This window comes from Aeromonas sp. FDAARGOS 1417, assembly GCF_019046985.1.
Taxonomy (GTDB): domain Bacteria; phylum Pseudomonadota; class Gammaproteobacteria; order Enterobacterales; family Aeromonadaceae; genus Aeromonas; species Aeromonas veronii.
The window spans coordinates 627,975-652,309 of sequence record NZ_CP077221.1 but is presented as its reverse complement, the minus strand read 5'-3'; the positions used below and the strand labels follow the sequence as shown (position 1 = coordinate 652,309).

Here is a 24,335-nt window from a genome sequence, read left to right as displayed (position 1 = left end):
AAGTTGTCAAGAAATATCATTTCTAAGATTCAAAGAGGGTTAAACTATGAATATCCAGTTGATAGAAGTAACAAAGAGTTGACCCATGCCGACTAAACACATCGATGACAACACGTGGAGGAAGGTGGAGACCGAGACGGTCAAGGCCGTCGTCGCGACCAAAACAAGCCTGAAGGATACGGAAGTTCTCAAGCTATTGATTTTGAAGGGTTTACAGGAAATCAAGGAAGAGGATTACATAGCCTACATAAACAAAAAGAAAGCGAAGTAGATCAGAGGTTACCGCAGGTTAGTGCGGTAAAGTCCGGGTGTTACTGGCCCCCGGACTCCGAGAGGCCCCAAAAGACCCCTGCCCCATGGCTGGGGTTTTTTAATGCCTAAAGAGGTGCAAGAAGTCGACAGTCTTTTGTCTACGACACGAGGACACGAGGGTGGCCTACGTTCCCGGGCATTAAAGACCGGTTTAGCAGGAAGGGGGGTGTCCCAGTCTCTGGGACAGATGGGCGTGTTCCGCCGCGAAACGGTGGTGGCCAACACGGGCAGCAGTGGGCGGCTTGTAGGGGCTTGCGCCCCTGATTACGTAACCGTTATGCATCGGTGGATGACGTAGCATCAGAAACAAGCTGAACAACCCAAGCCGACTGACAGGCATCACGGAGCCGTGTAGCAAGTTGTTTATCAAGGGGAAAAGTGATGCCACTTGCAACAGCGGTCATATAGGTAAGCAGCTCATCAGCATCAGAACGGTCAAAGGTGACAGTTACTTTTTTCATCTTATGGCGGGCACGATAAGCGGCCTGCTTTTCAGCTGAAGTCATGGGGCGATCACCTAAAGTAGGTCTCCCCCGGGGGCGTTTCGGCTTGGCCTGCTCGGGTTGAGGCTCAACTTGTGTAACTGTTACCAATTCAACAGGCTCGACGGGTTGCGATTCTTGGACTGTTTCGGTAACTGTTGCCAAATCTTCCTGCTTGGGCTTTTTAGTGGGCGCTTTTCTTTTAGTCACTGTTACCTCTGTTTGTGGCTCGGCCAGAGCGGTTACTGGTGAGAGGGATGCACGACGGGCCAACGTATCGGCAATCATCGCGTCGTTCTTGGCGGTAATCCGTTCAAGACCATCGCGCAAGACCTTAGCGGAATCATGCAGTGATGGAATGAAAACAGGCTGAGATGGCTTTGGAGGCATAGAGACCAACTGCTTCTCCAATTTATCGGCTTCCATGTCGGCCTCAATCATAAGAGCCTCGATAGCACGACGCAGAGGAATAGCTCTGGAAGGCCACACAGGCTCATCAAGAGGCAAGTCAGCTGGTGTCATACCAAGAGCCTCAAGAGACTCAATAATACCGTAGAGGTCGGGCTGCTTAATAGCAGCAAGGAGGCTGTTGTACCGGGTACGAAGGTCTGCGATGTATTGCTTGTAGTCCATGACGAAGTTCCTTTTTGTCACTGTTGCTTTAATTAGTATAGCAACGGTTACAAAATGCACAAGCATTAAAGTAACTAAGACAAAAAGATTTCGCATAATGCGGGTTATGTTACGGGCGCTCCGGTGTTGAAACGATGCCCGCAAGCGGGCCCACGTTCCTGCCTAGTCGCGTTCCCCTGCCCCTTCGGGATTGTCGCAGGGGAAAAACCACTCAACATAACCACCAGACATTATGCGCAATCACCCAGTTGGCCAGGGACCAGAAAGACAGATGCCGATAAGTAGATTTATCGGCATCAGGGTTGATATGAGAGATAACGGGAGCCCCTATGTTTCCGTGTGTGGCGTCGTGTTGGGTAGTTCGCCCCGCACCTCGCGTGGCTTCGCCACATCGCGGTACGGGTCGAACTCACCACGTGCGACTCGCTCACGGCATTGGGCCTCTGGCATGTCGACCTTGGTCATTTGCTGCGTATAGCACATGCAACGATCAGCATCAGCAATGCAGGCAGCAACAACCGGCATGACTACAACAGTGCGCAGATGGTCATAGGCCGGCGCGGTGTTGGGCTCGCCATAGACCCTTGGGATGAACGACTCACGAATATCGACCTCTTTCTCTGGCTTGGGTGTCGACGCAACGGCCACAGGAGCGCCCTGTTGCTGCGAAACCGGCTGCGCGGGTGCTGATGTCATAGAGAACGGCGAACTGGACGCAGGTGCAGCCTTAGCCGTTGAAGTATTGGGAACTGGAGGTGCGAAACCTTGAGTAAAGACCTTATAGAGACCCCAAATAAGTAACGGAGACAAAAGAACAGGAATGGCTATAAACCAGACGGCCTTGGGGATACGGAATTTCACCTGCTGGTGAATACTGGCGCTCTTGTAGAGGCCAAAGCTGCTCTTGGGATGCTTCCACCGGAGTTTAGTAACAGCAGATTTCCAAGCTGTATCGGGGCTGGTTTTGCACTCAGACCACTCGTAAGCAATGACACCGAACGCAGTTCTACGAAGGTGGATATGCCGCCCAACAAGGCGGCGAATGTTCGCATGGATCAGGTTCGGATGCTGCGTGATGAGAGTGAAGTCGAGGCCACGGTGACGATGCGTCTCGAACTCGGCAATGGAGCGGTGTGGCGTCTTAGCGGATGCCTCTGGCCGCCAAATGCGTTGGGCCTCATCAACGATAATGTGAGCACCATGAGGTGCCCAGTCAGGCCACTCGAGTAGATCAGGGGCTACCTCGTGAGGTATCACCAGTTCGGGGATACCATCAACGAAGAGTTGGCGACCCGCCTTGGACTCAGGCTGAAGGATTTCATGGACGGTATAGAGCGTTTTACCGCCACCTGGAACACCTGTGATTAGAGTGATCATTTGATTTGGAACCTCTTCCACACTTGAACAGATAAGCGAGCCGCGATGGCCGCCACGATGATGCCGAACGCATCATTGAAACCAGCGATAGCAAAGATCGAGGCGATATCGGTCGGGATGTTGTTGTAGTTACCGCGAGCGCTCGATATCAAGCTGTTCACGGCAGTAATAACAGCGGCATAGCTAACCACGCCAATGCCGAGCTGTATCAGAACGCGAGTGACTATCGGGCCAGCAATAGACAACAACCATGCAGCGATATTCATGCATCACCCCCACCCTTACGGGTAACTCCAGCAACGATAAAACCGGCAGCAAGCAAGGCCAGCGCGATGACCAAAGGACGCAGCAGGCTGGCGAACTGGCAGACCGGCGAATAAGAGATGGTGAAGGATTGATCTTCCCAAAGGGGAATGACCTTATCAGCAGGGCATTGTGACGTTGAGGAACCCCAAGGGGTATAGGAAACATCAACGGGCCGCTCCTCGACCTCAAGCTTCTCATCCTTGAGTTCCCCCATCTCGGCACAAGCTATCGACATAGGGTTAGCTTCACAGAAGGTTGGCTTCTCTTTCTCAGGTTGCGGAGCGCCACCAGTGCCGCCAGCGGGGCCAGTATCTGGGACGATTTCAGGATTGGTAGCGCCGACAATCTTAACGGGGCCAATATCAATTTTCACACGAGTCGGAGAGGATGTTGTGCTAGATGGGGATATATCCATACGGTCACGCCACCAGTTACCATCTTTGAAATAAGGGTCACCCATCCACTCGGAAAAAGGAGTGAAGTCGGTGGATGAAATAGGGGGGTTGCCAAGTTGCGGAATATGGGAATAACCGTCAGAAAGAACAGGCCAAGAGGGGTCTGGCAGATTCAAAAAATCAGAATCGGAGTAATAAACAGGCTTAGGGTCTTTGGGGTTGATTGGGTAAAGGCATGAATCGAGAGTTGATGCAGGAGGGCACGACCTAATATAAACATAACCATTTGTAGACGTGCCGTTCGCCTTTGTGAAATAACAGCGGGAAGTTGATGGATTATAACTAGTAAAGTCCATCTTATATATTCCTGAAGACATGGACGCAACATTGGTACACGCTTGAGTAACGCTACTGCCCGTTGCGTTACCGACACCAGACATAGTTATGTCGTAATATTTTCCATATGTGTAAGTTGGGTCAATAAGAGAAGGGTCAACAGGAAAACAAAATTTTGTATCGCCATCACAAGGAACTGCGTTATTGGAATTGAAATAATCGTAAACTTCCATAGCGCCGAGAGCGGCTATTCCATAAGGGCCAAGCCTTCCCGCAACAGTTTTAAGAGATGATGATGCAATAGCACGATTAACGGCCATTTTAACGGGTAGATTGCGAGTTGTGCCATATACAGTAACGGCGCCAGTCGTGCGAACAAAACCAGCAGAATCCATTACACCGGCAGCAGTCCAAACGCCATTTGCCTGCTTAACGCCTTCGATTGTCATGGTCGTATATGCAGCGTTCGATATAGATGAAAATGAGGCGGCGATAATAAATAAGGCCGCCTTATATTTGGTAAACATATTCACCTCGTTGTGAACAATATAAAGAACATGCCGAGTATTGCTATCGACACGTATACGGCCTCGGGTGTCATATTTCGCTCCCTGCGTGCAAAGAGGTTGCGAGAGTGCGATAGGCCCAAGCGATAGCCCAAACAACGCCAATGGCCAAACAAATAGCCGAGGCTTGATATGCATTGAGCTGTTGGCAGGAAATAAGCTCTGGAGTGGAAACTACAACTGATCCAGTGCTGGATACTGTCTTGAGGGTTGAGCCTTCGACTCGAGTGAAGTAAGGGGCGGGATTGCCGTTCTGGTCAGTCCCGACCCCCGACATGTCAGCGGCCATGGCCGCCAATGTAGACTCGGGGGTGTTATAACAGACGCCTTTGTACTGGTAAGACATACAACACCCCCACTGAGTTACATTGCGCCACGAACCATCTTGTAACCCTTGATGGCCGCCATCACGCCGAGAACGGCGACACCGATGAGACCAGCAGCGACACCAACCTTGGCGATAACGCCGGTTACGGCGCTTACATCGATATCACCTTCAGCGGCGAACGCGGGAACGGAGGCAGTAGCGATAACAGCAGTAGCGCCCAGTTTCTTCAGCAGTGCAGTAGCTTGTTTTTTCATGGTCGTATCTCCCTATTGGGTTGGTTAAGTCCCCTACCCTGACCATGGGCGAGGGAACAGGTAACTGTTGCTTTAATTAGGCAACCTTGACCTGCTGGCCAACGGCGATGGGCAGCAGTTCGAGCTGGCCAGAGACGCCGAGTGATCCAAAACGGTCAACGATGAAAGACTTATCGGTGACGGTGTAGAACCCTTTCTGATAGGGCTGTGCGCCGTCCGGCAGGTTGAACTCGAAGCGAACCGGGTAAGGCTGGCCGTCCAAGTGCAGGTAGGCTTCTTGCTTGTTCATGCTGTAGGCCTTTCCGGTACGCTGGGAGGTGCCAGACTGATTGCGCACGTTCACGTTAGCGATTTCGATTTTCATAGGTGCAGTCCTTTATTGGCGGTATTCAACGGTCGAGCCGTCAGGGTTGATTCCGAACAGTTCAACGACCTGTTCGCGGATTAAATCAGCGTGGTAATCCCGTTCGCCAGCATACTCAAAGCGCAGCACCTCAGTTGTTGCGTCATAGGTCTCATACTGGAGAATGAATTTACCGTGCTCATCTATATGGCGTTGACGTTCGGCAGCGGCCCGAATATCAACGCAGGATTTGCGATTGCAGAAATAGTCACCGTTACCGATTATCGGGAGGTGGCAGCAGATGCAATATTTCATGCTACGGCCCTCAATTGAGTTTGCGGCATTACATACCAGCTCGGCGGAACGGCAATATTAGATTTGACCTCGCGACGAGCAGTAACAAATATCGGGCTGAACTTAGAGATATTGCATTTGGTGGCAATATCAATGCCGAGGTGGCGAAGTCTGGCGCGATGAGTTTGAATGGCTCGCTTTTTAAAATCAAATGTCTGGCCATGCATCCATTGAAGTGCATGGAGTGCAGTGGTATTAGCGGCACGGGTATTATCCACAATGCCCATAGTCAAAAGACGCTCGGATATAGTTTCAAAGTCCATAGATGTCACGCTCAGCTTTTGGTCGATATTAATAAATTCGCTCATTAACGATTCGAGTGGGCTGTAATCAGACAGTCCCCAATATTGCATGTTGTTGCGTTGCAGATATCTGTTTTTTAATTTCAGTTCGAAGCGGACGAGGCCGACAGAGCGGCAATAACCAATAACGTTCAAGAGTTGGCGCACTTCCTCGGAATCATCACCAAAGGCACGAGCAATTTTGCCAAGGGAGTGCAACTCCATTTCATAAGCCTTATTATAGACCGTTGGGTAAATAAGAGAGGCGTTACCCTGTTTCGATAACCAGTCTACTGAATTACCATCCGGATGAAGTCTAGGAATAGAGTGGCGATAACGAAGAGTGGACAAGCCGCTAATATAATCGCGCTCGTTAGAAGCACCGACAGAAATATTTTCAGTAACGTGTAGTTCTCGAATAATAGCACCATCGGCCCCGATGACTTCACAGGCAGAGCCTTGCGCATAATACAGCTTGGTGCACTTGCTGAATTGCGGGATTCGGTCACAGTTACCATAAATATCCCTCAGGATTGAGTTGTAAACGCAGACCATCGCATCAATGGAGCGGTAGCCCCACAAGTTCTCGAGGCGGCCCCAGCGGGAGGGGTTGCCAGACATGCGAATAGACGACCCGTTCACCTTAATCAGAACGCTGTCGCAAAAGGAGCCTTTGTGAGAGAACGCCGGAGCGGTCAAAGAACCAGTTTCCACAACCTCCCCCTCCTCTATCACAAGACGGGCATAAGCGTTGCCATCCAGAAGCGGCAGCTGAAACCCGAAATCCTGTTCTATGGTCAGCCAGTCGAAAAACATCTAATTTTCTCAGAAATTAGGATAATGTGAGAACCTTAGAATCCAAGTTCTAAGTTGTCAAGAAATATCATTTCTAAGATTCAAAGAGGGTTAAACTATGAATATCCAGTTGATAGAAGTAACAAAGAGTTGACCCATGCCGACTAAACACATCGATGACAACACGTGGAGGAAGGTGGAGACCGAGACGGTCAAGGCCGTCGTCGCGACCAAAACAAGCCTGAAGGATACGGAAGTTCTCAAGCTATTGATTTTGAAGGGTTTACAGGAAATCAAGGAAGAGGATTACATAGCCTACATAAACAAAAAGAAAGCGAAGTAGATCAGAGGTTACCGCAGGTTAGTGCGGTAAAGTCCGGGTGTTACTGGCCCCCGGACTCCGAGAGGCCCCAAAAGACCCCTGCCCCATGGCTGGGGTTTTTTAATGCCTAAAGAGGTGCAAGAAGTCGACAGTCTTTTGTCTACGACACGAGGACACGAGGGTGGCCTACGTTCCCGGGCATTAAAGACCGGTTTAGCAGGAAGGGGGGTGTCCCAGTCTCTGGGACAGATGGGCGTGTTCCGCCGCGAAACGGTGGTGGCCAACACGGGCAGCAGTGGGCGGCTTGTAGGGGCTTGCGCCCCTGATTACGTAACCGTTATGCATCGGTGGATGACGTAGCATCAGAAACAAGCTGAACAACCCAAGCCGACTGACAGGCATCACGGAGCCGTGTAGCAAGTTGTTTATCAAGGGGAAAAGTGATGCCACTTGCAACAGCGGTCATATAGGTAAGCAGCTCATCAGCATCAGAACGGTCAAAGGTGACAGTTACTTTTTTCATCTTATGGCGGGCACGATAAGCGGCCTGCTTTTCAGCTGAAGTCATGGGGCGATCACCTAAAGTAGGTCTCCCCCGGGGGCGTTTCGGCTTGGCCTGCTCGGGTTGAGGCTCAACTTGTGTAACTGTTACCAATTCAACAGGCTCGACGGGTTGCGATTCTTGGACTGTTTCGGTAACTGTTGCCAAATCTTCCTGCTTGGGCTTTTTAGTGGGCGCTTTTCTTTTAGTCACTGTTACCTCTGTTTGTGGCTCGGCCAGAGCGGTTACTGGTGAGAGGGATGCACGACGGGCCAACGTATCGGCAATCATCGCGTCGTTCTTGGCGGTAATCCGTTCAAGACCATCGCGCAAGACCTTAGCGGAATCATGCAGTGATGGAATGAAAACAGGCTGAGATGGCTTTGGAGGCATAGAGACCAACTGCTTCTCCAATTTATCGGCTTCCATGTCGGCCTCAATCATAAGAGCCTCGATAGCACGACGCAGAGGAATAGCTCTGGAAGGCCACACAGGCTCATCAAGAGGCAAGTCAGCTGGTGTCATACCAAGAGCCTCAAGAGACTCAATAATACCGTAGAGGTCGGGCTGCTTAATAGCAGCAAGGAGGCTGTTGTACCGGGTACGAAGGTCTGCGATGTATTGCTTGTAGTCCATGACGAAGTTCCTTTTTGTCACTGTTGCTTTAATTAGTATAGCAACGGTTACAAAATGCACAAGCATTAAAGTAACTAAGACAAAAAGATTTCGCATAATGCGGGTTATGTTACGGGCGCTCCGGTGTTGAAACGATGCCCGCAAGCGGGCCCACGTTCCTGCCTAGTCGCGTTCCCCTGCCCCTTCGGGATTGTCGCAGGGGAAAAACCACTCAACATAACCACCAGACATTATGCGCAATCACCCAGTTGGCCAGGGACCAGAAAGACAGATGCCGATAAGTAGATTTATCGGCATCAGGGTTGATATGAGAGATAACGGGAGCCCCTATGTTTCCGTGTGTGGCGTCGTGTTGGGTAGTTCGCCCCGCACCTCGCGTGGCTTCGCCACATCGCGGTACGGGTCGAACTCACCACGTGCGACTCGCTCACGGCATTGGGCCTCTGGCATGTCGACCTTGGTCATTTGCTGCGTATAGCACATGCAACGATCAGCATCAGCAATGCAGGCAGCAACAACCGGCATGACTACAACAGTGCGCAGATGGTCATAGGCCGGCGCGGTGTTGGGCTCGCCATAGACCCTTGGGATGAACGACTCACGAATATCGACCTCTTTCTCTGGCTTGGGTGTCGACGCAACGGCCACAGGAGCGCCCTGTTGCTGCGAAACCGGCTGCGCGGGTGCTGATGTCATAGAGAACGGCGAACTGGACGCAGGTGCAGCCTTAGCCGTTGAAGTATTGGGAACTGGAGGTGCGAAACCTTGAGTAAAGACCTTATAGAGACCCCAAATAAGTAACGGAGACAAAAGAACAGGAATGGCTATAAACCAGACGGCCTTGGGGATACGGAATTTCACCTGCTGGTGAATACTGGCGCTCTTGTAGAGGCCAAAGCTGCTCTTGGGATGCTTCCACCGGAGTTTAGTAACAGCAGATTTCCAAGCTGTATCGGGGCTGGTTTTGCACTCAGACCACTCGTAAGCAATGACACCGAACGCAGTTCTACGAAGGTGGATATGCCGCCCAACAAGGCGGCGAATGTTCGCATGGATCAGGTTCGGATGCTGCGTGATGAGAGTGAAGTCGAGGCCACGGTGACGATGCGTCTCGAACTCGGCAATGGAGCGGTGTGGCGTCTTAGCGGATGCCTCTGGCCGCCAAATGCGTTGGGCCTCATCAACGATAATGTGAGCACCATGAGGTGCCCAGTCAGGCCACTCGAGTAGATCAGGGGCTACCTCGTGAGGTATCACCAGTTCGGGGATACCATCAACGAAGAGTTGGCGACCCGCCTTGGACTCAGGCTGAAGGATTTCATGGACGGTATAGAGCGTTTTACCGCCACCTGGAACACCTGTGATTAGAGTGATCATTTGATTTGGAACCTCTTCCACACTTGAACAGATAAGCGAGCCGCGATGGCCGCCACGATGATGCCGAACGCATCATTGAAACCAGCGATAGCAAAGATCGAGGCGATATCGGTCGGGATGTTGTTGTAGTTACCGCGAGCGCTCGATATCAAGCTGTTCACGGCAGTAATAACAGCGGCATAGCTAACCACGCCAATGCCGAGCTGTATCAGAACGCGAGTGACTATCGGGCCAGCAATAGACAACAACCATGCAGCGATATTCATGCATCACCCCCACCCTTACGGGTAACTCCAGCAACGATAAAACCGGCAGCAAGCAAGGCCAGCGCGATGACCAAAGGACGCAGCAGGCTGGCGAACTGGCAGACCGGCGAATAAGAGATGGTGAAGGATTGATCTTCCCAAAGGGGAATGACCTTATCAGCAGGGCATTGTGACGTTGAGGAACCCCAAGGGGTATAGGAAACATCAACGGGCCGCTCCTCGACCTCAAGCTTCTCATCCTTGAGTTCCCCCATCTCGGCACAAGCTATCGACATAGGGTTAGCTTCACAGAAGGTTGGCTTCTCTTTCTCAGGTTGCGGAGCGCCACCAGTGCCGCCAGCGGGGCCAGTATCTGGGACGATTTCAGGATTGGTAGCGCCGACAATCTTAACGGGGCCAATATCAATTTTCACACGAGTCGGAGAGGATGTTGTGCTAGATGGGGATATATCCATACGGTCACGCCACCAGTTACCATCTTTGAAATAAGGGTCACCCATCCACTCGGAAAAAGGAGTGAAGTCGGTGGATGAAATAGGGGGGTTGCCAAGTTGCGGAATATGGGAATAACCGTCAGAAAGAACAGGCCAAGAGGGGTCTGGCAGATTCAAAAAATCAGAATCGGAGTAATAAACAGGCTTAGGGTCTTTGGGGTTGATTGGGTAAAGGCATGAATCGAGAGTTGATGCAGGAGGGCACGACCTAATATAAACATAACCATTTGTAGACGTGCCGTTCGCCTTTGTGAAATAACAGCGGGAAGTTGATGGATTATAACTAGTAAAGTCCATCTTATATATTCCTGAAGACATGGACGCAACATTGGTACACGCTTGAGTAACGCTACTGCCCGTTGCGTTACCGACACCAGACATAGTTATGTCGTAATATTTTCCATATGTGTAAGTTGGGTCAATAAGAGAAGGGTCAACAGGAAAACAAAATTTTGTATCGCCATCACAAGGAACTGCGTTATTGGAATTGAAATAATCGTAAACTTCCATAGCGCCGAGAGCGGCTATTCCATAAGGGCCAAGCCTTCCCGCAACAGTTTTAAGAGATGATGATGCAATAGCACGATTAACGGCCATTTTAACGGGTAGATTGCGAGTTGTGCCATATACAGTAACGGCGCCAGTCGTGCGAACAAAACCAGCAGAATCCATTACACCGGCAGCAGTCCAAACGCCATTTGCCTGCTTAACGCCTTCGATTGTCATGGTCGTATATGCAGCGTTCGATATAGATGAAAATGAGGCGGCGATAATAAATAAGGCCGCCTTATATTTGGTAAACATATTCACCTCGTTGTGAACAATATAAAGAACATGCCGAGTATTGCTATCGACACGTATACGGCCTCGGGTGTCATATTTCGCTCCCTGCGTGCAAAGAGGTTGCGAGAGTGCGATAGGCCCAAGCGATAGCCCAAACAACGCCAATGGCCAAACAAATAGCCGAGGCTTGATATGCATTGAGCTGTTGGCAGGAAATAAGCTCTGGAGTGGAAACTACAACTGATCCAGTGCTGGATACTGTCTTGAGGGTTGAGCCTTCGACTCGAGTGAAGTAAGGGGCGGGATTGCCGTTCTGGTCAGTCCCGACCCCCGACATGTCAGCGGCCATGGCCGCCAATGTAGACTCGGGGGTGTTATAACAGACGCCTTTGTACTGGTAAGACATACAACACCCCCACTGAGTTACATTGCGCCACGAACCATCTTGTAACCCTTGATGGCCGCCATCACGCCGAGAACGGCGACACCGATGAGACCAGCAGCGACACCAACCTTGGCGATAACGCCGGTTACGGCGCTTACATCGATATCACCTTCAGCGGCGAACGCGGGAACGGAGGCAGTAGCGATAACAGCAGTAGCGCCCAGTTTCTTCAGCAGTGCAGTAGCTTGTTTTTTCATGGTCGTATCTCCCTATTGGGTTGGTTAAGTCCCCTACCCTGACCATGGGCGAGGGAACAGGTAACTGTTGCTTTAATTAGGCAACCTTGACCTGCTGGCCAACGGCGATGGGCAGCAGTTCGAGCTGGCCAGAGACGCCGAGTGATCCAAAACGGTCAACGATGAAAGACTTATCGGTGACGGTGTAGAACCCTTTCTGATAGGGCTGTGCGCCGTCCGGCAGGTTGAACTCGAAGCGAACCGGGTAAGGCTGGCCGTCCAAGTGCAGGTAGGCTTCTTGCTTGTTCATGCTGTAGGCCTTTCCGGTACGCTGGGAGGTGCCAGACTGATTGCGCACGTTCACGTTAGCGATTTCGATTTTCATAGGTGCAGTCCTTTATTGGCGGTATTCAACGGTCGAGCCGTCAGGGTTGATTCCGAACAGTTCAACGACCTGTTCGCGGATTAAATCAGCGTGGTAATCCCGTTCGCCAGCATACTCAAAGCGCAGCACCTCAGTTGTTGCGTCATAGGTCTCATACTGGAGAATGAATTTACCGTGCTCATCTATATGGCGTTGACGTTCGGCAGCGGCCCGAATATCAACGCAGGATTTGCGATTGCAGAAATAGTCACCGTTACCGATTATCGGGAGGTGGCAGCAGATGCAATATTTCATGCTACGGCCCTCAATTGAGTTTGCGGCATTACATACCAGCTCGGCGGAACGGCAATATTAGATTTGACCTCGCGACGAGCAGTAACAAATATCGGGCTGAACTTAGAGATATTGCATTTGGTGGCAATATCAATGCCGAGGTGGCGAAGTCTGGCGCGATGAGTTTGAATGGCTCGCTTTTTAAAATCAAATGTCTGGCCATGCATCCATTGAAGTGCATGGAGTGCAGTGGTATTAGCGGCACGGGTATTATCCACAATGCCCATAGTCAAAAGACGCTCGGATATAGTTTCAAAGTCCATAGATGTCACGCTCAGCTTTTGGTCGATATTAATAAATTCGCTCATTAACGATTCGAGTGGGCTGTAATCAGACAGTCCCCAATATTGCATGTTGTTGCGTTGCAGATATCTGTTTTTTAATTTCAGTTCGAAGCGGACGAGGCCGACAGAGCGGCAATAACCAATAACGTTCAAGAGTTGGCGCACTTCCTCGGAATCATCACCAAAGGCACGAGCAATTTTGCCAAGGGAGTGCAACTCCATTTCATAAGCCTTATTATAGACCGTTGGGTAAATAAGAGAGGCGTTACCCTGTTTCGATAACCAGTCTACTGAATTACCATCCGGATGAAGTCTAGGAATAGAGTGGCGATAACGAAGAGTGGACAAGCCGCTAATATAATCGCGCTCGTTAGAAGCACCGACAGAAATATTTTCAGTAACGTGTAGTTCTCGAATAATAGCACCATCGGCCCCGATGACTTCACAGGCAGAGCCTTGCGCATAATACAGCTTGGTGCACTTGCTGAATTGCGGGATTCGGTCACAGTTACCATAAATATCCCTCAGGATTGAGTTGTAAACGCAGACCATCGCATCAATGGAGCGGTAGCCCCACAAGTTCTCGAGGCGGCCCCAGCGGGAGGGGTTGCCAGACATGCGAATAGACGACCCGTTCACCTTAATCAGAACGCTGTCGCAAAAGGAGCCTTTGTGAGAGAACGCCGGAGCGGTCAAAGAACCAGTTTCCACAACCTCCCCCTCCTCTATCACAAGACGGGCATAAGCGTTGCCATCCAGAAGCGGCAGCTGAAACCCGAAATCCTGTTCTATGGTCAGCCAGTCGAAAAACATCTAATTTTCTCAGAAATTAGGATAATGTGAGAACCTTAGAATCCAAGTTCTAAGTTGTCAAGAAATATCATTTCTAAGATTCAAAGAGGGTTAAACTATGAATATCCAGTTGATAGAAGTAACAAAGAGTTGACCCATGCCGACTAAACACATCGATGACAACACGTGGAGGAAGGTGGAGACCGAGACGGTCAAGGCCGTCGTCGCGACCAAAACAAGCCTGAAGGATACGGAAGTTCTCAAGCTATTGATTTTGAAGGGTTTACAGGAAATCAAGGAAGAGGATTACATAGCCTACATAAACAAAAAGAAAGCGAAGTAGATCAGAGGTTACCGCAGGTTAGTGCGGTAAAGTCCGGGTGTTACTGGCCCCCGGACTCCGAGAGGCCCCAAAAGACCCCTGCCCCATGGCTGGGGTTTTTTAATGCCTAAAGAGGTGCAAGAAGTCGACAGTCTTTTGTCTACGACACGAGGACACGAGGGTGGCCTACGTTCCCGGGCATTAAAGACCGGTTTAGCAGGAAGGGGGGTGTCCCAGTCTCTGGGACAGATGGGCGTGTTCCGCCGCGAAACGGTGGTGGCCAACACGGGCAGCAGTGGGCGGCTTGTAGGGGCTTGCGCCCCTGATTACGTAACCGTTATGCATCGGTGGATGACGTAGCATCAGAAACAAGCTGAACAACCCAAGCCGACTGACAGGCATCACGGAGCCGTGTAGCAAGTTGTTTATCAAGGGGAAAAGTGATGCCACTTGCAACAGCGGTCATATAGGTAAGCAGCTCATCAGCATCAGAACGGTCAAAGGTGACAGTTACTTTTTTCATCTTATGGCGGGCACGATAAGCGGCCTGCTTTTCAGCTGAAGTCATGGGGCGATCACCTAAAGTAGGTCTCCCCCGGGGGCGTTTCGGCTTGGCCTGCTCGGGTTGAGGCTCAACTTGTGTAACTGTTACCAATTCAACAGGCTCGACGGGTTGCGATTCTTGGACTGTTTCGGTAACTGTTGCCAAATCTTCCTGCTTGGGCTTTTTAGTGGGCGCTTTTCTTTTAGTCACTGTTACCTCTGTTTGTGGCTCGGCCAGAGCGGTTACTGGTGAGAGGGATGCACGACGGGCCAACGTATCGGCAATCATCGCGTCGTTCTTGGCGGTAATCCGTTCAAGACCATCGCGCAAGACCTTAGCGGAATCATGCAGTGATGGAATGAAAACAGGCTGAGATGGCTTTGGAGGCATAGAGACCAACTGCTTCTCCAATTTATCGGCTTCCATGTCGGCCTCAATCATAAGAGCCTCGATAGCACGACGCAGAGGAATAGCTCTGGAAGGCCACACAGGCTCATCAAGAGGCAAGTCAGCTGGTGTCATACCAAGAGCCTCAAGAGACTCAATAATACCGTAGAGGTCGGGCTGCTTAATAGCAGCAAGGAGGCTGTTGTACCGGGTACGAAGGTCTGCGATGTATTGCTTGTAGTCCATGACGAAGTTCCTTTTTGTCACTGTTGCTTTAATTAGTATAGCAACGGTTACAAAATGCACAAGCATTAAAGTAACTAAGACAAAAAGATTTCGCATAATGCGGGTTATGTTACGGGCGCTCCGGTGTTGAAACGATGCCCGCAAGCGGGCCCACGTTCCTGCCTAGTCGCGTTCCCCTGCCCCTTCGGGATTGTCGCAGGGGAAAAACCACTCAACATAACCACCAGACATTATGCGCAATGACGGATGCAGGAGGACGGAATGAAGAGAACTGAGCAATGGAGCCGTTTTGATGTGGCTGACGCCTTGGCCACCGAGGCCGACATGGTTGCCTATCTGCAGGCAGCTCTTGAAGATGGTGATCCGGCGCTGCCGAAAGCTGCGTTGGATGATGTAGAACGTGCTCGCGTAAAACTGAATGGTCAGCCGCGCTACACGCTGGAAGAACTGTTGGCTCAGTGTGACCCCAATGCCACGTCACCAGGTGAAATAGATTGGGGTCCAGATTATGGGAAAGAAATCTGAGATTGCATTAATCCCACAACTTAACCGATCCCGCCTCAGCCTCTGTATCTTCTGATTTTAGCGTTAGTGCTGCGGATGGGTAATTTCCATGGCACTGCTGGCCATTGAAGAACCACTTGCAATGCACTTCGTCTTCCCGAGGATTCAGGTACGTGACAGTCATATATGGACTGCCGCTGTTCAGATAAACCACATCACCGATGTTATATGCCATTTCGAGGTTTCTCCCTGAGGAATTAATAGGCAAAGTGAAGATGGTGATAAAGAAGTACGGATTCAAGTGATCAACATGATGGAAATGCCGATAAATAGGGTTATCGGCATCATTGTGAGAGATAACAAGGCTTGTTGAAAGCAGTAGCCCGCAGCTTTTCCTTAGCTTAAAGGTTCGGAAATCGATCAGGATCGAGGCTACACACAGACCTCCAGCGATCTGACTGCCCAAAGCAGAAGGACGATATCTGGTTGATTCCCCCTGCAGATGCTCTTGCAGCGACAACAGAATAACACAGTCAACCGCCCTGCCCCACATCACCGAAATGTCCCATTTTGAGACAAGAGTCCACTATTAAATCAAGACGTTGTGCGGAATCCCCCTCACTTATTGAACATTATGTTTGATTTTCACAGTTATAATCCTCGTTATTACAATGAATATTCTTAGAAATATCTGTCCCCTACTTGAGAGGTCTCTCTCTGGAAATATTGATACTCCTTCTTGTAAAACAGCCATAAAAAATGCCGACTATCGCGATAGACTCCCCTCCCCTTAAATCGTCACGGCTTATTCGGCTTGAAGAGTATTCGCCATTTCATTTTGGAAGTTGGGTCAATTCATATTCAAGGCACGTTTGGCGATGGCCAATGTGGATGGCTGGCAGGTCAAGTAGAGGTTGCTGTTGAACTGCTGCAATATGCGTTTGAGCTCGTTCATATCATCGGGATGGAGGGTTAAGGACCAGAGTGCTCGGGGCTGGCCGTGATGGAGGCCATTGGTATAGATAATGGTGCAATCTTCGATACGCAACTCTTTGCAGTGGGCCTCCATCTGCAGGCCCACATCCGGAAACCAGATATGCAGCGTGCCTGAAGAGATAAAGGTGAACTGGGCTATGAGAGACCCTTTGCCAACGATCCTGAAGGTCTTTTCCACCACTGCCACTTGCATACCCGCTCCTTGGTATCTTGTTAATATTGATATCAATATCACCAATGATGACTGGATATGCAAGTGTGATAACAAGGCGCTGTTCAACCGAATATGACTGCTTCCGGCATGTTACTTAGCTTTCGGCATCGGGTGTTCTCGGTGTTTCAGCAAACAATTCCGTTTTTTGCTTCTCTGCTACGGGATAAATATGTATGCCGCAGATGGCAAGGAGCCTGTTCTGAATCATCCATGTGAGCCAAAAATATTTCCTGAACCGATTGCCATCCAGAGAAGTACAACATCGCCGCACCAACTTCTATGACATCCCAAACAAGCCATTCTGTGTTCTAAGAGCAGTCAATACAAATCAGGGTCATGTCACGTTGTTTGTTAGTTCTTGTGAATGTTATCTCTCATATGTTGGTTCAATCGGTCCAGCGGCTTTTGCTGGGCGCTCTCATGTCGTTCACTATTGCTGGTGTGCAGGTATTTCGAAGTGGTGTCGATGCTGTCATGCCCTGCATCGGCCTGTACGTGGGAAAGCGGTCTCCCATGCAGGTTGATGTCATGGGTGATCCCGGTATGGCGGATCGCATGGGGAGAGAGTTGCCGCATTTCGGCTGCATCCTGGACAAATCCATCCTGCTCTGCCAATTCTGCGCCTTTACCGATGATCACCATGATCAAATCCCGTAACTGGCGAATACCGAGATTGGCGTTTAGCTCGCCCTGCTCGCGGCCGTGGGCTGCCGCTTTATGACGAACGAACAGTGGCGTCTGTTCATCCGGTGTCGGCAAGGGAGAGAGACCGAGGAAACGGCGGTAGCGTTCGAGTGCCGCCAACAGCGCTTGGGATACCGCTACGGTACGCCGTTTACCCCCTTTGCTTTGCGGAATAAAGTAGCCCCAGACGCCGGTTTTGCGATCCCGCCTGAACTGCCCCATCACAGGTGTAAAGCCCGGCCGGGCAGCAACCTCAGAGATCCGCAGATAGCAGGCGTACATCAGAATGGTGAGAAAACGGCTGCGCTCATGCTGCTCCGGATGGTCGTTGGCAAGGGTATCGGCAGCTTGCATCACGTATGACCACTGCAACTCGCTGAAGGCCTGCACCTGATCATCGGTCTCCTGCTGTTGCGGCCGTTTGACCCGCTGCAGTAGCTGAGCGGGATTCCTGTCCATGTACTCATCCTGGATCAGGAACTGGAAGAAGGCCGACAGGATGGCGAGCTTGGTCTTCATCGCCTGCTCGCTAAGACGATAGGGCAAGGTGCGGCCCAGCTCCCGCTTGCCGAGAAACGGTCGCCATTGCGGATTGGGCAACCGCTCCCCCCACTCCTTGTCGAGGATAAACTGCGCCACGTTGCGATAGGCGATCAACTCGTCAGGGGGGGACTGACAGTAGTCGAGATAGCGGATCATGATGCGGCGAGTGAGATCTTTCGGGCTGATGGCCGCCTCGCGAAAGCACCAGTGCAAAAAAGTGGTCAGTTCGCTGCGATATGTTTTGTAGTTGTTTTCGCTGTTGCGCTGCTCCAGCAGCCAATCGACCGCCAGTTCGTAAACCAGACCGGCATCGGGTACATCGTTGAGGCTGAGGTTGGCAAGGTACTGATTGACCTGTGGGTTACCGGCCTCCAGATAGATAAGGCTGTCAAACAGCGGCATGGCTGGCGGCAAGGATAATGGTTGTTGAGTCATGGTGTTGCTTGTTGATGCTGAGATGAGTCGATATGAGCCTGTGAGCCGAGTTGCTAGAAAAGGGCTCGTGATACATGAATGCGGCTTCTATTGGGATTGGTACTGCCTCTTGTTGTTGCTGATTAAGGTCACCAGGAGCGATCTGGATAACGTTCTCTCCACTGTTTGCTCATTATTTCCTCATAGATCTGACTGATGTTGCTCAGTGGTGCACGCTATTCAGTTATGCATTGGATATGCACCGTTGTTAGAAAATTCTCGGGGTAAATAGCCGTAAAAATGGTTTTAAATGCAAATGAAGTGAATGAAGCGAGCTGTTTATCCCGAGAAATAGCAGGTCTGTGCAATCAGGCCACCTGCTTTAGTGGCTTCTCCTTGCGCTTGGCTGCTGGGGCCTCTTCCTCTTTCGTGCCTGCTTGAACCTTGCCGCCGCGCAGCAGGGTTTGCAGCACATCGCGTTGTTCTGCCAGGTAGAATGCCAGACTCTCTTGCTGCTCTGGGGCCAGCTCGATCGGGGCGCCAGCCAACAGGGTCATCAACTCATCGGCCGTATCCAGCAGCTTGTCATAGGCATCGGCCTCTTTTTTGCTGGCAAAGGTCATTTTTTCCACTCCCCCACGAACAACCACATATTTGATCTCGACAGCCATGATGGCCTCCTCTTGGTGATGATGGATAGAGTATATGTATGGATATACAGTATTGCAAATAACCTCTCCGGAAAAGAGTTCGCCGGGGTTTAGCGACAAAAGCCGCGCTGGATCAAGCTGTCTCAAAGTGCCATTTGACTTCCACGCCTGACTGGTCGGATCATGGCCTTATGACGATCGTACGACACCTGTTTATCCTGCTGATGGTAGAGGTGCTGCTCCTCGGGAGTATCGCCCACTTGGTCGTGGGACTCCCCTGGTTGCTGACCCTGCTGTTTGTCGTGTTTGCCCTGCTTGGGTTGCGTTGTCTGGTGGTACTCGGCAGCTGGCTGTTTACCCGCTTCTACCCCTCCCCGGCTATCGGCCCCTGGCGCAGGGTGAAGATGATGGCGCAGGAGATGCTGGCCTACCTTTACACCTTCACCTGGTTGTTACCGTTTGAGCCTTTGCTGATGGCACCCGATCGGCTGCGTCCATGCCAGCGCCCCGTATTGTTGGTGCATGGTTACGGTTGCAGTCGCGGGATCTGGCGTACCCAGCGCACCCGACTGGAGACCGCAGGCCATGTGGTCGCCACCATTACCTTGATGCCACCATTTGGTCATATCGATGAGATGGTGCCGCTGCTGGCCACCCGGATTGACGATGTGCTGGCGCAGACCGGGGCTGACAAGCTGGTGCTGGTCGGCCACAGTATGGGCGGGCTAGTCTGCCGCGACTATCTGGCTATCCATGGTGGTGACAAGGTCGCACGTCTGATCACCCTGGCTACGCCTCATCAGGGCAGTCAGCTGGCCGCCCTTGGGCTTGGAGCCAATGCCCGCGAGATGGAGCCCGGTTCCGGCTGGTTGCAGCGTTTTGCCTCTGTGCCGCTTTGCGTGCCCGGCATCTCGGTGCGCACCAGTCACGACAATGTGGTGATGCCGCAGGAGAGGCAACGATTGGCGGGAATGGAAGATATCGAGTTGCCTGCCATTGGTCATCTCTCTCTGCTTTACTCCCGTCGTACGACAGATCTGCTGCTTGATCTGCTGTCCCGAGTCTGACCCTCCTTATTCGTCCTTCAACTGTTATTCCAAATAAAACAGGGGCCTGATTGCTCAGGCCCCTGTTGATCTCTTTATCCCATCATCAGGTTAGAAGTGGATCCCCTTGATCAGGGTCGAGACGGCAACCTGATCGGCAGTGGCCTTGGACTTGTCGCCATCCTTGGGATCAGCAAAGGTGCGGAAGCTGGTGTTCATGATGACCTGAGCGACACGCGGCGCCAGAGCGTGAACCACCTGACCAAATACCCCGAGGCGAGTGGCCAGACGAACATGCTTGTTGATGATGGTATCGCACACCAGATCGGCAGCCTCTTCCGGCGTCATCATCGGTACCTGCTCATAGACCTTGGTCGGTGCGACCATCGGCGTTTTCACCAGCGGCATATTGATGATGGAGAAGCTCACCCCTTTATCGGCAAACTCGGAGGCGGCGGTACGCACCCAGGCATCGAGGGCCGACTTGGAGGCAACATAGGCGGAGAAGCGCGGCGCATTGGTCAACACCCCGATGGAGGAGATGTTGATGATGTGCCCTTTTTTCTTCTCGATCATGGTGGGCAGTACTCCCATGATCACCTTGAGCGCACCAAAGTAGTTGAGCTGCATGGTGCGCTCCAGATCGTGGAAGCGATCGAAGGAGTCCTCGATGGAGCGACGGATGGAGCGGCCGGCATTGTTGACCAGAATATCGACGCCGCCGTGATCGGCCACGATGCGAGCGGTGATCTCCTCGGCCTGAGCCAGATTGGAGAGATCCCCCTGATAGATCTCGATGGTCAGCCCCAGCTCGGCAAACTCGGCTTTAGTCTCGGCAATCTTCTGCTCGTCGCGGGCAATGGTAACGACGTTGGCCCCCGCCCCCGCCAGCTTGCGCGCGGTTGCACGGCCAATGCCTGAGGTGGCCCCGGTCACCAGCACCACCTTGCCTTCTACCCGACCACGCAGGGAGCGATCGATGAAGAGCTCCGGGTCGAGGTGGCGCTCCCAGTAATCCCACAGCCGCCAGGCGTAGCTGTGCAGCGGTGGCACTTCGATGCCTGTCCCTTTCAGTACCCGCTGGGTTTCGCGACTGTCGAAACGGGTGGGATAGCTGATAAGGCGGAACACATCCTTGGGCAGACCCAGATCGGCGATGGCGGCATCGCGGATGCGGCGCACCGGCGCCATGGTCATCAGCATGGCGGTCAGGTGGCGGGGAATGAAATTAAAGAGAGAGGCATTGATGCGGATCGCAGGCTCCGGCGCATGGGCGGCGCGGGAGAAGGTGCTCAGCATGTCGCCGACCCGCATCGGGTTGGGGTCGGTCAGGTGGAAGGTTTTGTTCTCCTCTCCCTCCTGATGGGCAATATGCACCATGGCATCGACCACAAAGTTGACAGGCACTATGTTGATGCGCCCGCCCTCAACCCCGATGGCGGGCATCCAGGGCGGCAGCAGGCGACGCAGCTTCTGGATGGTCTTGAAGAAGTAGTAAGGGCCGTCAATCTTGTCCATCTCGCCGGTATTGGAGTCACCGACAACGATCCCCGGTCGATAGACTCGCCACGGAATGGTGCACTCGTTTCGCACAATCCCTTCCGCTTCGTGCTTGGTCTGGAAGTAAGGCATGTCGAGGTGTTCGGCCTCATCGAACATGTCCTCGCGAAACAGACCGTCAAACAGGCCCGCTGCAGCGATGGAGCTGCAGTGGTGGAACTGCCCTGCCCCTAGCCGCTCGGCAAGTTGAACAGCCTGACGGGTCCCTTCGGTGTTGACCTGCTGCTGGATCCCTGCCTTGGCGTTGAGGTCATAGATGGCCGCGAGATGGAAAAAATGCTCGATCTTGCCGATCAACTGCTCCTGCATCTCGACCGATACCCCCAGCAGCGGTTGCGTCATGTCGCCAAAAACCGGGACTGCGCGCGATTCATCCACATTCCAGAATGCAAATAACTCCGGCAATTTATCCTGATGAGAGGCGCGCATCAGAAAATAGACGATACAGTCGGGATGCTGTTGGAATAACTTTTTGATCAATCGACGCCCGATAAAACCACTACCGCCAGTAATGAAATAGTTCATAAAGAGAATCCTGCTACTGATTAGGGTGTTACTAGGTTGTTAGATATATCACGATTCATATGGGAATCCGCAATTTGATTGTCGGTTCGTGAGCAAACCCTAATTTCGGTGGTGTGCCTGTTCCGTTATTAGGTAGAACCCTCTATTTTTTCTCCCTAGACTGAAGTTGAAAAATCAGTAATGCCACAACCCGATTGCAGTTTCGTTGTCGCCATTACATTTAACTGTCGTTATTCAAGGAGAAGATCATGGCTAAGAAATTGAAAGCGCTGGCAGGGTCAGTGACCGACAACCAACTCACCTCCACCATCAAGGAGTCCACCCAGCAGATCTGGTTGGCGGGTCTGGGTGCCTATGCCAAGGCGCAGGAAGAGGGTGGCAAGATCTTTGAAGCCCTGGTGCAGGAAGGTGAAGCGCTGCAGGCAAAAACCCGTCAGAGCGCAGATGAGAAGATTGCCGCTGTGACCGACAAGACCGCCAATACCTGGGGTCGTCTGGAGCAGGTGTTTGAAGATCGCGTGGCCCGCGCTGTGGCCAGCCTCGGCATTCCGACCCGCAAGGATATCGACAAGCTCTCCAAGCGCATGGCCGAGCTGACCGATGTGGTCCAGCAACTGCTGGATGCACAGGAAGAGGAAGCCCCGGCCGCAGAAGCCAAACCGGCTGCCGCCAAAAAGCCCGCTGCCCGCAAGCCTCCGGTAAAGAAGGCGCCGGTAGCCAAGGCTAAAGAGGCCGTGGTTGAGCAGGCCGCCGATCTCCTCTCCGCCGCTGAAGACGCGGTGAAAGAGGTGAAGGCCAAAGCAGAGAGCGTCCTGCCCTGATCCCTCGCGGTGACGGAAGGTGATTGATACCGGCCCATGCCCTGCGCTGGGCCGGTCTTGTCATGGTGAATGTCATGGATAGGGAGGCAACGCTATGAGTACCATCGCAATTGCCCTTGCTGGCGGCGGGCCGCTCGGCGGCATCTACGAGATCGGTGCCTGCGCAGCCCTCTCTGACAGCATCAACGGCCTGCGCCTTGACCATGCCGATATCTATGTTGGCGTCAGTTCGGGGGCCGTGGTGGCATCGGCGCTGGCCAACGGCATCTCGCCGGCTAAGCTGGTGCGGATCCTGCTCAGCGATGATTCGGGGGAGATGTTTGACCCGGCTACCTTGCTGCGACCCGCCTTTCGTGAATATGCCGACCGCCTGACCTCGATCCCGCCACTGGCGTGGCAGAGCCTGACCTACTATCTGGCGGCGCCCTGGAAGCGCAGCCTGTTTGAATCGCTGCAGGGACTCTCCAAGGCCATTCCGACCGGACTGTTCGACAACCGCGGGGTGGATCGCACCCTGACCCAGTTTTTTTCTCGTCCCGGCCGCAGCAACGATTTTCGCCAGCTGCGCAGTCGACTGTTTGTGGTCGCCACCGAACTCGATACCGGCCATCCGGTCGCCTTCGGCAGCCCGGGGCTCGATGACGTGCCTATCTCGGCGGCGGTACAGGCGTCGGCCGCCCTGCCCGGCCTCTTTCCCCCTTCATTGATCAACGGTCGTTACTATGTGGACGGGGCGCTGATCAAGACTCTGCACGCTTCGGTAGCGCTGGAAGAGGGGGCGGATCTGGTGTTCTGCATCAATCCGCTGGTTCCCTATGATGCGGACATGGCCGCCGGCGCGCCGACCAATCTGGTGGACAGCGGTCTGCCGGTGGTACTGGCCCAAACCTTTCGCGCCATCATCCACTCCCGCATGCATGTGGGGATGGATCGCTACAAACACCAATATCCCGACGCTGACGCCCTGCTGTTTGAGCCCTCTTCTGCCGATGGCGAGATGTTCTTCACCAATGTGTTCAGTTATCGGGATCGCCGCCGTCTCTGCGAGCACGCTTACCAGCATACCCGCCGCGATCTCTGGCAGCGTCGTAACGAGCTGGCGCCGGTGCTGGCCAAGCATGGCCTCGAGCTCAATCTGGCCGCGCTGGCCGATGAAGATCGCACCCTGCTGGCCCCCGGCATTGGCTCGGTCGCCGCCCTCGACAAGTCGCTGGAGCAGTTGCAGCACTGGCTTGCCAAACGCTATCGCCACGGCGTGCGCCGTTCATCACCAAAGGAGTAGC

At 52.5% G+C, this 24,335-nt stretch carries 29 protein-coding genes; 7 read left to right on the top strand and 22 right to left on the bottom strand.

What is annotated here, in order from left to right; translation table 11 throughout:
• Nucleotides 1-85: 85 nt before the first annotated feature.
• The gene (locus tag I6L47_RS02905; protein WP_216948616.1) at nt 86-271 is read left to right on the top strand and encodes a hypothetical protein; all 186 of its coding nucleotides are present in this window, start codon (nt 86-88) and stop codon (nt 269-271) included.
• Between the two features lie 316 nt (nt 272-587).
• Here the strand turns inward: I6L47_RS02905 and I6L47_RS02900 are convergent, their stop codons facing one another.
• From I6L47_RS02900 to I6L47_RS22425, 8 genes are all read right to left on the bottom strand, one after another.
• Nucleotides 588-1,427: a hypothetical protein gene (locus I6L47_RS02900; RefSeq protein WP_216948615.1), complete on the bottom strand. Its 840-nt coding sequence runs from the start codon at nt 1,425-1,427 to the stop codon at nt 588-590.
• Nucleotides 1,428-1,754: 327 nt separating this feature from the next.
• The gene (locus I6L47_RS02895) at nt 1,755-2,804 is read right to left on the bottom strand and encodes a zonular occludens toxin family protein (protein WP_216948622.1); all 1,050 of its coding nucleotides are present in this window, start codon (nt 2,802-2,804) and stop codon (nt 1,755-1,757) included.
• Complete coding sequence (locus I6L47_RS02890; protein WP_216948621.1) at nt 2,801-3,070, bottom strand: DUF2523 domain-containing protein; 270 nt, start codon at nt 3,068-3,070, stop codon at nt 2,801-2,803. The genes I6L47_RS02895 and I6L47_RS02890 overlap by 4 nt, the downstream gene beginning before the upstream one ends.
• A complete protein-coding gene (locus I6L47_RS02885) occupies nt 3,067-4,368 on the bottom strand; it encodes a virulence factor TspB C-terminal domain-related protein (RefSeq protein WP_216948620.1) in 1,302 nt (433 codons plus the stop codon). Before I6L47_RS02885 ends, I6L47_RS02890 begins: the two co-directional genes overlap by 4 nt.
• A 402-nt stretch (nt 4,369-4,770) precedes the next feature.
• Nucleotides 4,771-4,989: a major capsid protein gene (locus I6L47_RS02880; protein ID WP_216948619.1), complete on the bottom strand. Its 219-nt coding sequence runs from the start codon at nt 4,987-4,989 to the stop codon at nt 4,771-4,773.
• A 76-nt stretch (nt 4,990-5,065) separates the two neighbouring features.
• Nucleotides 5,066-5,353 (bottom strand): single-stranded DNA-binding protein, encoded by a 288-nt coding sequence (locus tag I6L47_RS02875; RefSeq protein WP_216948618.1) that lies wholly within the window; start codon nt 5,351-5,353, stop codon nt 5,066-5,068.
• A gap of 12 nt (nt 5,354-5,365) precedes the next feature.
• The gene (locus tag I6L47_RS02870) at nt 5,366-5,647 is read right to left on the bottom strand and encodes a hypothetical protein (RefSeq protein ID WP_216948617.1); all 282 of its coding nucleotides are present in this window, start codon (nt 5,645-5,647) and stop codon (nt 5,366-5,368) included.
• Nucleotides 5,644-6,783 carry a phage/plasmid replication protein gene (locus I6L47_RS22425; RefSeq protein WP_254204805.1) on the bottom strand — a complete coding sequence of 380 codons (1,140 nt, stop codon included), beginning with the start codon at nt 6,781-6,783 and terminating at the stop codon, nt 5,644-5,646. Before I6L47_RS22425 ends, I6L47_RS02870 begins: the two co-directional genes overlap by 4 nt.
• Nucleotides 6,784-6,919: 136 nt before the next feature.
• Here I6L47_RS22425 and I6L47_RS02860 point away from each other — a divergent pair, with 136 nt between their 5' ends.
• A complete protein-coding gene (locus tag I6L47_RS02860) occupies nt 6,920-7,105 on the top strand; it encodes a hypothetical protein (RefSeq protein WP_216948616.1) in 186 nt (61 codons plus the stop codon).
• A gap of 316 nt (nt 7,106-7,421) precedes the next feature.
• On the opposite strand, the gene I6L47_RS02855 is transcribed toward I6L47_RS02860, so the two are convergent.
• From I6L47_RS02855 to I6L47_RS22420, 8 genes are all read right to left on the bottom strand, one after another.
• Complete coding sequence (locus I6L47_RS02855) at nt 7,422-8,261, bottom strand: hypothetical protein (protein ID WP_216948615.1); 840 nt, start codon at nt 8,259-8,261, stop codon at nt 7,422-7,424.
• 327 nt (nt 8,262-8,588) lie between these two features.
• Nucleotides 8,589-9,638 (bottom strand): zonular occludens toxin family protein, encoded by a 1,050-nt coding sequence (locus I6L47_RS02850; RefSeq protein WP_216948622.1) that lies wholly within the window; start codon nt 9,636-9,638, stop codon nt 8,589-8,591.
• Nucleotides 9,635-9,904 (bottom strand): DUF2523 domain-containing protein, encoded by a 270-nt coding sequence (locus I6L47_RS02845; RefSeq protein ID WP_216948621.1) that lies wholly within the window; start codon nt 9,902-9,904, stop codon nt 9,635-9,637. Before I6L47_RS02845 ends, I6L47_RS02850 begins: the two co-directional genes overlap by 4 nt.
• On the bottom strand, nt 9,901-11,202 hold the full coding sequence (locus tag I6L47_RS02840; RefSeq protein WP_216948620.1) for a virulence factor TspB C-terminal domain-related protein: 1,302 nt from the start codon (nt 11,200-11,202) through the stop codon (nt 9,901-9,903). Before I6L47_RS02840 ends, I6L47_RS02845 begins: the two co-directional genes overlap by 4 nt.
• 402 nt (nt 11,203-11,604) lie before the next feature.
• Entirely contained in the window at nt 11,605-11,823 is a 219-nt protein-coding gene (locus tag I6L47_RS02835) for a major capsid protein (RefSeq protein ID WP_216948619.1), read from the bottom strand.
• A 76-nt stretch (nt 11,824-11,899) separates the two neighbouring features.
• Entirely contained in the window at nt 11,900-12,187 is a 288-nt protein-coding gene (locus I6L47_RS02830) for a single-stranded DNA-binding protein (protein WP_216948618.1), read from the bottom strand.
• A gap of 12 nt (nt 12,188-12,199) precedes the next feature.
• Nucleotides 12,200-12,481 (bottom strand): hypothetical protein, encoded by a 282-nt coding sequence (locus I6L47_RS02825; protein WP_216948617.1) that lies wholly within the window; start codon nt 12,479-12,481, stop codon nt 12,200-12,202.
• Nucleotides 12,478-13,617: a phage/plasmid replication protein gene (locus I6L47_RS22420; RefSeq protein ID WP_254204805.1), complete on the bottom strand. Its 1,140-nt coding sequence runs from the start codon at nt 13,615-13,617 to the stop codon at nt 12,478-12,480. Before I6L47_RS22420 ends, I6L47_RS02825 begins: the two co-directional genes overlap by 4 nt.
• A gap of 136 nt (nt 13,618-13,753) precedes the next feature.
• Here I6L47_RS22420 and I6L47_RS02815 point away from each other — a divergent pair, with 136 nt between their 5' ends.
• Nucleotides 13,754-13,939 carry a hypothetical protein gene (locus I6L47_RS02815; protein ID WP_216948616.1) on the top strand — a complete coding sequence of 62 codons (186 nt, stop codon included), beginning with the start codon at nt 13,754-13,756 and terminating at the stop codon, nt 13,937-13,939.
• A 316-nt stretch (nt 13,940-14,255) separates the two neighbouring features.
• On the opposite strand, the gene I6L47_RS02810 is transcribed toward I6L47_RS02815, so the two are convergent.
• Nucleotides 14,256-15,095: a hypothetical protein gene (locus tag I6L47_RS02810; RefSeq protein WP_216948615.1), complete on the bottom strand. Its 840-nt coding sequence runs from the start codon at nt 15,093-15,095 to the stop codon at nt 14,256-14,258.
• A gap of 261 nt (nt 15,096-15,356) precedes the next feature.
• On the opposite strand from I6L47_RS02810, the gene I6L47_RS02805 reads away from it, so the two are divergent.
• On the top strand, nt 15,357-15,620 hold the full coding sequence (locus I6L47_RS02805; RefSeq protein WP_216948614.1) for a hypothetical protein: 264 nt from the start codon (nt 15,357-15,359) through the stop codon (nt 15,618-15,620).
• Nucleotides 15,621-15,627: 7 nt separating this feature from the next.
• Here I6L47_RS02805 and I6L47_RS02800 read toward each other — a convergent pair whose 3' ends face one another.
• The 4 genes from I6L47_RS02800 to I6L47_RS02785 all read right to left on the bottom strand — a co-directional run bounded on the left by I6L47_RS02800 (nt 15,628) and on the right by I6L47_RS02785 (nt 19,121).
• The gene (locus I6L47_RS02800; RefSeq protein WP_216948613.1) at nt 15,628-16,119 is read right to left on the bottom strand and encodes a YodC family protein; all 492 of its coding nucleotides are present in this window, start codon (nt 16,117-16,119) and stop codon (nt 15,628-15,630) included.
• A 330-nt stretch (nt 16,120-16,449) separates the two neighbouring features.
• Nucleotides 16,450-16,788 carry a hypothetical protein gene (locus tag I6L47_RS02795; RefSeq protein WP_216948612.1) on the bottom strand — a complete coding sequence of 113 codons (339 nt, stop codon included), beginning with the start codon at nt 16,786-16,788 and terminating at the stop codon, nt 16,450-16,452.
• A 372-nt stretch (nt 16,789-17,160) separates the two neighbouring features.
• Nucleotides 17,161-18,438, bottom strand: coding sequence for a site-specific integrase (locus I6L47_RS02790; RefSeq protein WP_216949307.1), 1,278 nt, complete (start codon nt 18,436-18,438; stop codon nt 17,161-17,163).
• A 380-nt stretch (nt 18,439-18,818) separates the two neighbouring features.
• Nucleotides 18,819-19,121, bottom strand: coding sequence for a YebG family protein (locus tag I6L47_RS02785; protein WP_005333111.1), 303 nt, complete (start codon nt 19,119-19,121; stop codon nt 18,819-18,821).
• Between the two features lie 170 nt (nt 19,122-19,291).
• On the opposite strand from I6L47_RS02785, the gene I6L47_RS02780 reads away from it, so the two are divergent.
• Nucleotides 19,292-20,167, top strand: coding sequence for a triacylglycerol lipase (locus tag I6L47_RS02780; protein ID WP_216948611.1), 876 nt, complete (start codon nt 19,292-19,294; stop codon nt 20,165-20,167).
• A gap of 90 nt (nt 20,168-20,257) precedes the next feature.
• On the opposite strand, the gene I6L47_RS02775 is transcribed toward I6L47_RS02780, so the two are convergent.
• Nucleotides 20,258-22,231 carry an SDR family oxidoreductase gene (locus tag I6L47_RS02775; protein ID WP_216948610.1) on the bottom strand — a complete coding sequence of 658 codons (1,974 nt, stop codon included), beginning with the start codon at nt 22,229-22,231 and terminating at the stop codon, nt 20,258-20,260.
• A gap of 248 nt (nt 22,232-22,479) precedes the next feature.
• Here I6L47_RS02775 and I6L47_RS02770 point away from each other — a divergent pair, with 248 nt between their 5' ends.
• Together I6L47_RS02770 and I6L47_RS02765 are read left to right on the top strand one after the other, a co-directional pair.
• Nucleotides 22,480-23,052 carry a phasin family protein gene (locus I6L47_RS02770; RefSeq protein ID WP_005333118.1) on the top strand — a complete coding sequence of 191 codons (573 nt, stop codon included), beginning with the start codon at nt 22,480-22,482 and terminating at the stop codon, nt 23,050-23,052.
• A gap of 94 nt (nt 23,053-23,146) precedes the next feature.
• A complete protein-coding gene (locus I6L47_RS02765) occupies nt 23,147-24,334 on the top strand; it encodes a patatin-like phospholipase family protein (protein ID WP_005360486.1) in 1,188 nt (395 codons plus the stop codon).
• Nucleotide 24,335: the final 1 nt, after the last annotated feature.